General features: G+C 69.1%; 14 protein-coding genes. 13 read left to right on the top strand and 1 reads right to left on the bottom strand.

Features of this window, described 5'->3' with window-relative positions:
- Nucleotide 1 precedes the first annotated feature (1 nt).
- The 13 genes from map (at nucleotide 2) to glmM (ending at nucleotide 10,842) form a co-directional block, all read left to right on the top strand.
- A complete protein-coding gene (gene map / locus ACFYYJ_RS23335) occupies nucleotides 2–853 on the top strand; it encodes a type I methionyl aminopeptidase (RefSeq protein WP_384585721.1) in 852 nt (283 codons plus the stop codon).
- Nucleotides 854–994: 141 nt separating this feature from the next.
- Nucleotides 995–1,216 carry a translation initiation factor IF-1 gene (gene infA / locus ACFYYJ_RS23330; RefSeq protein WP_003956442.1) on the top strand — a complete coding sequence of 74 codons (222 nt, stop codon included), beginning with the start codon at nucleotides 995–997 and terminating at the stop codon, nucleotides 1,214–1,216.
- A gap of 73 nt (nucleotides 1,217–1,289) precedes the next feature.
- Nucleotides 1,290–1,403, top strand: a complete 114-nt coding sequence (gene rpmJ / locus ACFYYJ_RS23325) for a 50S ribosomal protein L36 (protein WP_003956441.1) — start codon at nucleotides 1,290–1,292, stop codon at nucleotides 1,401–1,403.
- A gap of 200 nt (nucleotides 1,404–1,603) precedes the next feature.
- On the top strand, nucleotides 1,604–1,984 hold the full coding sequence (gene rpsM / locus ACFYYJ_RS23320) for a 30S ribosomal protein S13 (protein ID WP_007265919.1): 381 nt from the start codon (nucleotides 1,604–1,606) through the stop codon (nucleotides 1,982–1,984).
- Between the two features lie 54 nt (nucleotides 1,985–2,038).
- Complete coding sequence (rpsK, locus tag ACFYYJ_RS23315) at nucleotides 2,039–2,443, top strand: 30S ribosomal protein S11 (RefSeq protein ID WP_003956432.1); 405 nt, start codon at nucleotides 2,039–2,041, stop codon at nucleotides 2,441–2,443.
- Nucleotides 2,444–2,593: 150 nt separating this feature from the next.
- On the top strand, nucleotides 2,594–3,616 hold the full coding sequence (locus ACFYYJ_RS23310) for a DNA-directed RNA polymerase subunit alpha (protein WP_008739666.1): 1,023 nt from the start codon (nucleotides 2,594–2,596) through the stop codon (nucleotides 3,614–3,616).
- A 106-nt stretch (nucleotides 3,617–3,722) separates the two neighbouring features.
- On the top strand, nucleotides 3,723–4,187 hold the full coding sequence (gene rplQ, locus ACFYYJ_RS23305; RefSeq protein ID WP_215023458.1) for a 50S ribosomal protein L17: 465 nt from the start codon (nucleotides 3,723–3,725) through the stop codon (nucleotides 4,185–4,187).
- A gap of 105 nt (nucleotides 4,188–4,292) precedes the next feature.
- The gene (gene truA, locus ACFYYJ_RS23300; protein ID WP_389135030.1) at nucleotides 4,293–5,144 is read left to right on the top strand and encodes a tRNA pseudouridine(38-40) synthase TruA; all 852 of its coding nucleotides are present in this window, start codon (nucleotides 4,293–4,295) and stop codon (nucleotides 5,142–5,144) included.
- Between the two features lie 33 nt (nucleotides 5,145–5,177).
- Nucleotides 5,178–6,806, top strand: coding sequence for an ABC-F family ATP-binding cassette domain-containing protein (locus ACFYYJ_RS23295; protein ID WP_385359089.1), 1,629 nt, complete (start codon nucleotides 5,178–5,180; stop codon nucleotides 6,804–6,806).
- 11 nt (nucleotides 6,807–6,817) lie between these two features.
- On the top strand, nucleotides 6,818–8,107 hold the full coding sequence (locus ACFYYJ_RS23290; RefSeq protein WP_389135027.1) for a glycosyltransferase family 87 protein: 1,290 nt from the start codon (nucleotides 6,818–6,820) through the stop codon (nucleotides 8,105–8,107).
- Nucleotides 8,108–8,343: 236 nt separating this feature from the next.
- On the top strand, nucleotides 8,344–8,787 hold the full coding sequence (gene rplM, locus ACFYYJ_RS23285) for a 50S ribosomal protein L13 (RefSeq protein ID WP_384585710.1): 444 nt from the start codon (nucleotides 8,344–8,346) through the stop codon (nucleotides 8,785–8,787).
- A gap of 42 nt (nucleotides 8,788–8,829) precedes the next feature.
- Nucleotides 8,830–9,348: a 30S ribosomal protein S9 gene (rpsI, locus tag ACFYYJ_RS23280; protein WP_030388851.1), complete on the top strand. Its 519-nt coding sequence runs from the start codon at nucleotides 8,830–8,832 to the stop codon at nucleotides 9,346–9,348.
- Nucleotides 9,349–9,483: 135 nt separating this feature from the next.
- A complete protein-coding gene (gene glmM / locus ACFYYJ_RS23275) occupies nucleotides 9,484–10,842 on the top strand; it encodes a phosphoglucosamine mutase (protein WP_385126254.1) in 1,359 nt (452 codons plus the stop codon).
- Here the strand turns inward: glmM and ACFYYJ_RS23270 are convergent.
- A complete protein-coding gene (locus tag ACFYYJ_RS23270) occupies nucleotides 10,839–11,810 on the bottom strand; it encodes a DUF389 domain-containing protein (RefSeq protein ID WP_389135021.1) in 972 nt (323 codons plus the stop codon). The two genes, glmM and ACFYYJ_RS23270, sit on opposite strands and share 4 nt — an antisense overlap.
- Nucleotides 11,811–11,825: the final 15 nt, after the last annotated feature.

Genomic DNA, 11,825 nt, shown 5'->3' with positions numbered 1-11,825 from the left:
CATGGTTCAGATCAAGACCCCCGAGCAGATCGCGAAGATGCGCGAGGCTGGGCTGGTCGTCGCCGCGATCCACGCGGCGACCCGTGAGGCCGCGGTGCCGGGCGCCACGACCCGGGATCTGGACATGGTGGCCCGCAAGGTGATCGCCGACGCCGGAGCGAAGTCGAACTTCCTCGGATACGGCGGCTTCCCCGCGACGATCTGCACCTCGGTCAACGAGGTCGTAGTCCACGGCATCCCCGACGACAAGACCGTCCTCAAGGACGGCGACATCATCTCGATCGACGCCGGCGCGATCGTGGACGGCTGGCACGGTGACGCCGCCTACACGGCCTTCGTGGGCACCGGTCACGCTCCGGAGCTGGTCGAGCTGTCCCGGGTGACCGAGGAGTCCATGTGGGCCGGTATCGCCGCCATGAAGCTCGGCAACCGCCTCGTGGACATCTCGAAGGCGATCGAGTCGTACATCAAGCGCCAGCCCCGCCCCTCCACCGGTGAGCACAGCCTCGGCAAGTTCGGGATCATCGAGGACTACGGCGGCCACGGCATCGGGTCCGAGATGCACATGGACCCCCACCTGCTGAACTACGTCTCGCGCAAGCGGGGCAAGGGGATCAAGCTGGTCCCGGGCCTCTGCCTGGCGATCGAGCCGATGGTCTCCCTGGGCACCGCCCAGACGGAGGTGCTGTCCGACGACTGGACGGTCATCACCACGGACGGCACCTGGTCCTCGCACTGGGAGCACTCCATCGCCCTGACGGAGGACGGCCCGATCGTCCTGACCAGCCCGGACTGCGGCAAGGCGAAGCTGGCGGAGTACGGGGTCACCACGGCCCCGGACCCGCTCGGTTAATGATCTAGACTCTGGGGCAAACTTTCCGGATTCGTCTTTCTGGGTGCCCTGACGTAGACTGACTCGTCGGCTCTCGTGCACATCCATGTCTGCATGGCGAAGCGCGAAGCCGATCAAGGTAGCCGATTCGAAAGGCGAAGCGTGGCCAAGAAGCAAGGTGCCATCGAAATCGAGGGCACCGTGATCGAGTCCCTCCCGAACGCCATGTTCAAGGTGGAACTCCAGAACGGTCACAAGGTCCTCGCGCACATCAGCGGCAAGATGCGTATGCACTACATCCGCATCCTCCCTGATGACCGGGTCGTTGTGGAGCTGTCTCCGTACGACCTGACGCGTGGCCGGATCGTCTACCGATACAAGTAGATCTTGCTCTCACTCCTGCCTGGGCATTCGTCCCGGTGCGGGTGGTGGCACTGACCCGGAGAACCTCACCAACATGAAGGTCAAGCCGAGCGTCAAGAAGATCTGCGACAAGTGCAAGGTGATCCGCCGTCACGGCCGGGTCATGGTCATCTGCGACAACCTGCGCCACAAGCAGCGCCAGGGCTGACGCACGCCGACCGACCTGCCTTCCGCAGTTCTTCGCGCGACGTAAGAAAAAACGTACATACGCAGAACCCGCCCAGCCCTTCAGGGGGCCGGCGGCACCTCCGGCGGGGGCCGGGGACCCGGACGTACCACCACCCACTCGGGCGGTCGGCGGTCGGGATCGGTTCTGCGGAAGACCCCCGAACACACAGGAGCCATTGCATGGCACGCGTTTCCGGTGTTGACATCCCGCGCGAAAAGCGCGTGGAGATCGCACTCACCTACGTCTTCGGTATCGGGCGCACCCGGTCCAAGGAGATCCTCGCCTCCACCGGCGTGAACCCGAACACCCGCGTTCGTGACCTGGCCGAAGAGGACCTCGTCAAGATCCGCGAGTACGTGGACGCCAACCTCCGTACCGAGGGTGACCTCCGCCGCGAGATCCAGGGCGACATCCGCCGCAAGATCGAGATCCAGTGCTACCAGGGTATCCGCCACCGTCGCGGCCTCCCGGTGCACGGTCAGCGCACCAGCACCAACGCGCGTACCCGCAAGGGCCCGCGTCGCGCGATCGCCGGTAAGAAGAAGCCGGGCAAGAAGTAGTCCTGTTCAGCGGTCTTGCGCTGTAGGACCGACCACCTCCCGTAGGAGATTTAGATGCCCCCCAAGGGTCGTCAGGGCGCTGCCAAGAAGGTGCGCCGCAAGGAAAAGAAGAACGTCGCTCACGGGCACGCCCACATCAAGAGCACGTTCAACAACACCATCGTTTCGATCACGGACCCGTCCGGCAACGTGATCTCCTGGGCCTCCGCCGGCCACGTCGGTTTCAAGGGCTCGCGCAAGTCCACCCCCTTCGCCGCGCAGATGGCCGCCGAGTCGGCCGCCCGCCGCGCGCAGGAGCACGGCATGCGCAAGGTCGACGTCTTCGTGAAGGGTCCGGGCTCCGGCCGCGAGACCGCGATCCGCTCCCTGCAGGCCACCGGCCTCGAGGTCGGCTCGATCCAGGACGTCACCCCCACCCCGCACAACGGCTGCCGCCCGCCGAAGCGCCGCCGCGTCTGACGCAGCGGACGCACCTGTGCGTTCTTGAGTGTCCGGGCGGTACGACCCCTTCGGGGGCCGTGCCGCCCGTACCCTTGCAGTAGCCGTACTCCGGTACGGCATCCCGTCGGGCGTCAAATAGTGGGCGTCCACGAATGAAGGAACACAGACATGCTTATCGCTCAGCGTCCTTCGCTGACCGAAGAGGTCGTCGACGAGTACCGCTCGCGGTTCGTGATCGAGCCGCTGGAGCCGGGCTTCGGCTACACCCTCGGCAACTCCCTGCGCCGTACGCTCCTGTCCTCGATCCCGGGTGCCGCTGTCACCAGCATCCGCGTGGACGGCGTCCTGCACGAGTTCACGACCGTGCCGGGTGTGAAGGAAGACGTCACCGACATCATCCTGAACATCAAGCAGCTGGTCGTCTCCTCGGAGCACGACGAGCCGGTCGTGATGTACCTGCGCAAGCAGGGTCCCGGCCTGGTCACCGCCGCCGACATCGCGCCCCCGGCCGGTGTCGAGGTGCACAACCCGGACCTGGTCCTCGCCACGCTCAACGGCAAGGGCAAGCTGGAGATGGAGCTGACCGTCGAGCGCGGTCGCGGCTACGTCTCCGCCGTCCAGAACAAGCAGCTGGGCCAGGAGATCGGTCGCATCCCGATCGACTCCATCTACAGCCCGGTCCTCAAGGTCACCTACAAGGTCGAGGCGACCCGAGTCGAGCAGCGCACCGACTTCGACAAGCTCATCGTCGACGTCGAGACCAAGCAGGCCATGCGCCCGCGTGACGCCATGGCGTCCGCCGGCAAGACCCTGGTCGAGCTGTTCGGTCTGGCCCGCGAGCTCAACATCGACGCCGAGGGCATCGACATGGGCCCCTCGCCGACGGACGCGGCCCTGGCCGCCGACCTGGCGCTGCCGATCGAGGAGCTCGAGCTCACCGTTCGGTCGTACAACTGCCTCAAGCGCGAGGGCATCCACTCCGTGGGTGAGCTCGTCGCCCGCTCCGAGGCCGACCTGCTCGACATCCGCAACTTCGGTGCGAAGTCGATCGACGAGGTCAAGGCGAAGCTGGCCGGCATGGGCCTGGCCCTCAAGGACAGCCCGCCCGGATTCGACCCGACCGCCGCCGCCGACGCCTTCGGCGCCGACGACGACGCGGACGCCGGTTTCGTCGAGACCGAGCAGTACTGAGAAAGCTTGCGGGGGGCTCGCGCCCCCCGCACCCACCCTCTCGCGACCGCTTGGGGGAACTGACACCGGTACCTGACACGGCCGGTGCAGATTTGAAGGAGTAACAATGCCGCGTCCCGCTAAGGGTGCCCGCCTGGGCGGCTCCGCCGCGCACGAGAAGCACCTGCTCGCGAACCTCGCGAAGGCGCTCTTCGAGCACGGCCGCATCACCACCACCGAGGCCAAGGCCCGCCGCCTGCGTCCCTACGCCGAGCGTCTGGTCACCAAGGCCAAGAAGGGCGACATCCACAACCGTCGCCTGGTGCTGCAGACGATCACGGACAAGAGCATCGTGCACACGCTGTTCACCGAGATCGCCCCGCGCTACGAGAACCGCCCCGGTGGTTACACGCGCATCACCAAGATCGGCAACCGTCGTGGCGACAACGCCCCGATGGCCGTCATCGAGCTGGTCGAGGCCCTGACGGTCGCCCAGCAGGCCACTGGTGAGGCCGAGGCCGCCACCAAGCGCGCCGTGAAGGAGGCGGAGGCCGCCGAGGCTCCCGCCGCCGAGGAGACCAAGGAGGCCTGATCCCTGCCGGGATCACGCTGAAAAGGCTCTGAACGGGCCCGCCCCTCTCCGGGGCGGGCCCGTTCTGCGTGTTTTGGGTTCAGGGGTGTCTGAGAGGATTCGGGTGTGAGTGACGAGGTGGAGCCCGGGCACGTCCGGGTGCGGCTGGACCTGTCGTACGACGGCAAGGACTTCTCGGGCTGGGCGAAGCAGCGCACGCTGCGCACCGTCCAGGGCGAGCTGGAGAGCGCGCTGCAGACCGTGATGCGGCTGAAGGACCCGGTCGAGCTGACCGTGGCCGGCCGTACGGACGCGGGCGTGCACGCCCGCGGACAGGTCGCGCAGTTCGACATCGCCGACGAGGTGTGGGCCGAGCACCACGACAAGCTGCTGCGCCGCCTCGCCGGGCGTCTGCCGCACGACATCCGGGTGTGGAAGGTCGCCGAGGCCCCCGAGGGCTTCAACGCGCGCTTCTCCGCCATCTGGCGCCGCTACGCCTACCGCGTGGGCGACCACCAGGGCGGCGTCGACCCGCTGCGCCGCGGGCACGTGCTGTGGCACCAGTGGCCGCTGGACGTGGACGCCATGAACCGGGCGGCCGCCCCGCTGCTCGGCGAGCACGACTTCGCCGCGTACTGCAAGAAGCGCGAGGGCGCCACGACGATCCGTACGCTCCAGCAGCTCGGCTGGGAGCGGGCCGAGGACGGGATCGTCACCGCGACCGTCCGCGCCGACGCCTTCTGCCACAACATGGTCCGCTCGCTCGTGGGGGCCCTGCTGCACGTCGGCGACGGGCACCGGCCCGTGGAGTGGCCCGGGCAGGTGCTGGAGGCCGCCGTACGGGATTCCTCCGTGCACGTGGTCAAGCCGCACGGGCTGACCCTGGAGGAGGTCGGCTACCCGGCGGACGAGCTGCTGGCCGCCCGCAGCAAGGAAGCGCGCAACATGCGGACCCTGCCGGGCAAGGGCTGCTGCTAATCGGTTTGGGTCCGGCCCCGCCGGACCTGGACAATGCCCCGCATGGGACATCTCGAAGCCAGCCACCTGGAGTACTACCTTCCCGACGGGCGGGTGCTCCTCTCCGACGCCTCCTTCCGGGTGGGGGAGGGGTCCGTGGTCGCCCTGGTCGGGGCCAACGGCGCCGGCAAGACCACTCTGCTCAAGTTGATCTCCGGCGAGCTCCAGCCGCATGGCGGCGGGACCACCGTCAGCGGCGGCCTCGGCGTGATGTCCCAGTTCGTGGGCTCCGTACGCGACGAGACGACCGTGCGGGACCTGCTGGTGTCGGTGTCGCAGCCGCGGATCAGGGAGGCCGCGAAGGCCGTGGACCGGGCCGAGGAACTGATTCTCACCGTCGACGACGAGGCCGCGCAGATGGCGTACGCGCAGGCGCTCAGCGACTGGGCGGACGTCCAGGGCTACGAGGCGGAGACCCTCTGGGACGTCTGTACCATGGCCGCGCTGGGCATGCCGTACGACAGCGCGCAGTTCCGCGAGGTACGCACGCTGTCGGGCGGTGAGCAGAAGCGGCTGGTGCTGGAGGCGCTGCTGCGCGGCCCCGACGAGGTGCTGCTCCTCGACGAGCCGGACAACTACCTCGACGTCCCCGGCAAGCGGTGGCTGGAGGAGCAGTTGCGGACGACCCGCAAGACCGTGCTCTTCATCAGCCACGACCGGGAGTTGCTCGCCCGGTCCGCGCAGAAGATCGTCAGTGTCGAGCCGGGTCTGGACGGCTCCGACGTGTGGATGCACGGAGCGGGCTTCGACACGTTCCACGCGGCGCGCCGGGAGCGCTTCGCGCGCTTCGAGGAGCTCAAGCGCCGCTGGGAGGAGAAGCACGCGCAGCTGAAGAAGCTGGTGCTCAGCCTGCGCCAGGCGGCGTCGATCAGCCACGAGCTGTCCTCGCGGTACGCCGCGGCCCAGACCCGGCTGAAGAAGTTCGAGGAGGCCGGCCCGCCGCCGGAGCCGCCGCGGGAGCAGGACATCAAGATGCGGCTCAAGGGCGGCCGTACCGGCGTGCGGGCGCTGACCGTGGAGAACCTGGAGCTGACGGGGCTGATGAAGCCCTTCTCCCTGGAGGTCTTCTACGGGGAGCGGGTCGCGGTCCTCGGCTCGAACGGTTCCGGCAAGTCGCACTTCCTGCGGCTGCTGGCCGGCGAGGACGTCAAGCACACCGGTGACTGGAAGCTGGGCGCGCGGGTGGTCCCCGGCCATTTCGCGCAGACGCACGCGCACCCGGAGCTCTTCGGCCGCACCCTCGTCGACATCCTGTGGACGGAGGCGGCCAAGCCGCTGGGCCAGGCGATGGGGGCCCTGCGCCGCTACGAGCTGGAGCGCCAGGCCGAGCAGCCCTTCGAGAAGCTCTCGGGCGGTCAGCAGGCACGCTTCCAGATCCTGCTGCTGGAGCTCGCGGGCACCACGGCGCTGCTGCTGGACGAGCCGACGGACAACCTGGACCTGGAGTCCGCGGAGGCCCTTCAGGACGGCCTGGAGGCTTACGAGGGCACGGTGCTGTGCGTGACGCACGACCGCTGGTTCTCCCGAACTTTTGACCGGTACCTGGTCTTCGGTTCGGACGGGGTGGTACGAGAGACTACGGAACCCGTCTGGGACGAACGTCGAGTCGAGCGCAAGCGCTAGGGGATACCGCTGTGGGGTTGAGGCCTGGCATCTGGCTGAGGCGGTGGGACGCCCGCGTCCGGGATTCCGGGAGCCGGCTGGTCGACTGGCTGCTGCGGCCCGCCTCACTGCCCTGGCGGCTCGCCTCGCTCGCCGTGGTGCTCGGGATCTGCGTCTCCACGAGCCTGCGGGAGAACTGGGGCTCGGACAACGCCTTCGTGGTGAAGGCCGCCGAGACGCTCCTGGACGGCGGGTCCCCGTACGAGGACAAGCGGTTCCTGTACCTCCCCAGCGCCGTGCTGATGGCGGTGCCCGAGGCGCTGCTGCCGCAGACGGCGCTGCGGTGGGTGCTGCCCGTCGGGATGTCCGGGCTGCTGGGGATCGGCTGGCTGGCCGCGCTGAGGCTGTTCTCGGTGCCGCTGCGCTCCCGGTTCGCGGTCGTCGGCTTCGCCGTCTTCGCCCTGGCCTACAAGCCGTACGTGAACCTCGTGCTGATCGGCAACTGGACGGCCATCTCGGCGGCCGCCCTGCCGGTGGCTCTGCTGCTGGTGGCGCGCCGCCGGGCGTGGGGGGCGGCCGGTCTGGTGATCGGGCTGGCGATCGCCTGCAAGCCCATGCTGGTGCCGCTCGGGGTGCTGTTCCTCTTCGCCCGGCAGTGGCGGGGGCTCGCGGCGGCCGTGCTGGTGCCGCTGGGCTTCTCGCTGGCGGGGGCGCTGCTGATGCCGAGCCCGTCGCTGTTCTTCACCAAGACCCTGCCGTTCCTGCTGGGCGGGCAGGACGCCTACGCGCTGCCCTGGGACGCCTCGCCGATCGCGGTGCTGCCGCGGCTGGGGGTGCCGGAGTCGGTGGCCGTGGTCGTCGCGTTCGCCGGGGCCGGGGCGGGGCTGTGGGCGGCCTGGGTGCGGTGGCGGCGGCCGGACGGCGCCGACGGGGGCGAGCTGCGGCTCGTGGAGACGGCCTGCATGGTGATGCTCGCCGCATTCCTGGTCTCCCGTCCGTCCTTCGACCACTACCTGCTGGTGGTGCTGCCGCTGCTGCTGGCGTCGGCCGTGCGGGAGGGCTCGATGCCCCGCTCGCCCTGGTTCTGGCTGGCCTTGACGCCCCAGGTGGCCCTGCTCCCGTGGCCCTCCGAGCTGGCCCACAAGCGGCGCGCCTTCAAGGACTGCGCCACCCTCTGCGGACTCGCGTTTCTGCTGGCGCGTCGTGCGCTGCGCCCGAGCCGGGTTACTCTGGAGCCCGTAACAACTGCGGGGTCCCCACCCAGGACCGAACCGGAGTGCGCCGCGACGCCTGCTGAATCGGCATCGCGGACCGCGTTTTGACCCGTACGGGTCTGCTTGGGTATCCTGCTGGTTTGTTATGCGTATTGGCTTTCTCATTCTCACGTGAAAGGGCCTTACGCCGGTCCACCGGACCGATGACCAGCGGTTTTCACTCGGGTGCGTCCCCGATGTGAACGAGGGCTGTCGTGATCGTCCGTGGTGACCCTGTCAGGACCCTTCCCGAGGGGCTCGTGCCCTATGGGATGACCCACCACTGAAGAAGCGAAGGCATACGCGTGCGTACGTTCAGCCCCAAGCCCGGCGACATCTCGCGCCAGTGGCTCGTCATCGACGCCCAGGACGTTGTCCTCGGCCGTCTGGCGACCCAGGCCGCTGCCCTCCTCAAGGGCAAGCACAAGCCGACCTACGCCCCCCACATGGACATGGGCGACTTCGTCATCGTCATCAACGCCGACAAGGTGCACCTGTCCGGCAACAAGGCGTCGCAGAAGATGGCGTACCGCCACTCCGGCTTCCCGGGCGGTCTCCGCTCCGTGCGTTACGACGACCTGCTCCGCGACAACCCGGAGAAGGCCGTCGAGAAGGCCGTCAAGGGCATGCTCCCCAAGAACACCCTGGGCCGTCAGATGCTCTCGAAGCTGAAGGTCTACTCGGGCGACCAGCACCCGCACGCTGCGCAGCAGCCGGTGCCGTTCGAGATCACCCAGGTCGCGCAGTAGTTCCGGCCACCCCCTAAGACGTAGAAAATTCTGAGGAGCATCGTGGCCGAGACCACCGCCGAGACGACCGTCGAAGAGTTCGAGGGCAACGTCGAGGAGTACACCAGCGAGTCCGAGGTCGTCGTCGAGGGCGACTACACCTCCGAGTCCCTTGCCGGTCGCTTCGGCGACCCCCAGCCGGCCGCCGGCCTGGGCCGTCGCAAGAACGCCATCGCCCGCGTCCGGATCGTTCCGGGCACCGGCAAGTGGAAGATCAACGGTCGCACCCTTGAGGACTACTTCCCCAACAAGGTGCACCAGCAGGAAGTCAACGAGCCCTTCAAGCTCCTCGAGCTCGACGGCCGTTACGACGTCATCGCCCGCATTTCGGGTGGCGGCGTCTCCGGCCAGGCCGGCGCCCTGCGCCTCGGCGTGGCCCGTGCGCTGAACGAGGCGGACGTGGACAACAACCGCCCGGCGCTGAAGAAGGCCGGCTTCCTCTCCCGCGACGACCGTGCGGTCGAGCGCAAGAAGGCCGGTCTCAAGAAGGCCCGTAAGGCTCCGCAGTACAGCAAGCGTTAATCTGCGCCTGCTGTTCAGCAACGAAACCGCCCCGGCAGCACTCTCTGTGCTGCCGGGGCGGTTCGTTTACCGCCACAAGCGGCAAATACCTGTCACAACCGGTCACATGCGAAGCGGAAACTCGGGAGGACAACAGTGGGACGACTCTTCGGGACGGATGGTGTACGCGGCGTCGCCAACGCGGATCTGACGGCTGAGCTCGCGCTCGGTCTCTCCGTAGCGGCTGCCCACGTGCTGGCCGAGGCGGGCACGTTCGCGGGCCACCGGGCGACCGCGGTCGTCGGCCGGGACCCCCGGGCCTCCGGCGAATTCCTCGAGGCCGCGGTCGTCGCGGGCCTCGCCAGCGCGGGCGTGGACGTCCTGCGCGTCGGTGTGCTGCCCACCCCGGCGGTGGCGTATCTCACCGGTGCGCTGGGTGCCGACCTCGGCGTGATGCTCTCCGCCAGCCACAACGCCATGCCCGACAACGGCATCAAGTTCTTCGCGCGCGGCGGCCACAAGCTGGCCGACGAGCTGGAGGACCGCATCGAGTCCGTCTACGAGGAGCACCGCACCGGCGCTCCCTGGGACCGGCCCACCGGCGCCGGCGTCGGCCGGGTCTCCGACTACAACGAGGGCTTCGAGAAGTACGTCGCCCACCTGATCGGCGCCCTGCCCAACCGCCTCGACGGCCTGAAGATCGTCCTGGACGAGGCGCACGGCGCGGCCTCCTACGTCTCGCCCGAGGCCTTCGCCCGGGCCGGCGCGGAGATCGTCACGATCGGCGCCGAGCCGGACGGCCTGAACATCAACGAGGGCTGCGGCTCCACCCACCTCGGCCTGCTCAAGGCGGCCGTCGTCGAGCACGGCGCCGACTTCGGCATCGCGCACGACGGTGACGCCGACCGCTGCCTCGCGGTGGACGGCACCGGCGCCGAGGTCGACGGCGACCAGATCCTCGCGGTGCTGGCCCTGGCCATGCGCGAGGCCGGCCAGCTGCGCGAGAACACCGTGGTCGGCACCGTCATGTCCAACCTGGGCTTCAAGCTGGCCATGGAGGGCGCGGGCATCCAGGTCGTGCAGACCGGGGTCGGCGACCGGTACGTGCTGGAGGCCATGAAGGAGCACGGCTACGCGCTCGGCGGCGAGCAGTCCGGCCACGTGATCATCCTCGACCACGCGACCACCGGCGACGGCACGCTGACCGGCCTGCTGCTCGCGGCGCGGGTCTCGGCCACCGGCAAGTCCCTGGCGGAGCTGGCCGGGGTCATGGAGCGGCTGCCGCAGGTGCTGATCAACGTCCCCGACGTGGACAAGTCCCGGGTCACGACCTCGGCCGAGCTGGCCGCGGCGGTGGCCGACGCCGAGCGCGAGCTGGGCAGCACCGGGCGGGTGCTGCTCCGTCCGTCGGGCACCGAGCCCCTCGTCCGGGTGATGGTCGAGGCCGCGGACATCGAGCAGGCCCGCGCGGTGGCCGGCCGGCTCGCCGACGTGGTGAAGTCGGCGCTGGGCTAGCCCGCCCCGCCCGTCCTGCGTGGCGCACCCGGCCGCCGGATCATCCGGCCGTGCTGGGTGCGCCACAGCAGTTTCCAGGCGATGAGGGTGAGCGTGCCCGAGAGGACGATGCCGCCCAGGTTGACCGCGAGCTGGATGCCCGAGCCCCACATCTGGGCCAGGTCCCCGTAGCTGAGCGCCACGGCCGCGTTGGCGCCCGCCGGGACGGTGGTCACGGAGATCGCCACGCCGACCAGCGCGCCGGCCTTCGCCGAGGTCAGCGACAGCATGCCGGCGATCCCGGCGAGCAGCGCCACGACGAAGGAGAACGGGTCGGGCTGCCAGATGAAGCTGGTGTTCGGCCGGGGGTCGTCGAGCATCCCCTCGTGGAACAGGCCGAGCGCGCTCATCACCAGGCTGAAGACCGTCGTCGCCGCCATGGCGACGGTGAAGCCGACCGCCAGCGCGAAGAGCGAGCGCGCGGCGAGCCTCGGGCGGCGCTGCACCAGGCCCGTGCAGATGCCGGCGAGCGGGCCGAACTCCGGGCCGACGGCCATGGCGCCCACGATCAGGATCGCGTTGTCCAGGACCACACCGCAGGCCGCGATCATCGTCGCCAGGATCATGAAGGCGCTGTAGGTGATCGTGAGGGTGGACTCCTCGTGCGTCGACTCGGAGAGCTGCTCCCAGACCACCGCGTCGGCGGCCTCGCCCGGTGCCTCCTCCTCCGCGTCGTCCGCGCGTGTGGAGATCGACAGGTCGATGTTCTCGACGGCGATCGAACCGGTCTTGTCGATGCCGAGCGAACGCATCTCCTGCAACAGCTCGTCGGCGGCCTCGCGGGCGACGTCGACCAGTACGAGATCGCCCTCGGGGTCGCGGGCGGCGCCGGGCAGCACGACCAGATGGGTGGTCCCGACCGTCTGGTCGATCAGGTCCACCACCTGTTCGGTCAGGTGGTGCGGAGTGATCATCCGAAGATGCAGCATGCCCGCACCCTAGTG

Origin of the sequence: Streptomyces sp. NPDC002467 (assembly GCF_042889825.1) — a bacterium.
GTDB lineage: Bacteria > Actinomycetota > Actinomycetes > Streptomycetales > Streptomycetaceae > Streptomyces.
Note: the sequence above shows the minus strand (reverse complement) of the source record. Positions and strands in the feature narration are given on the sequence as shown.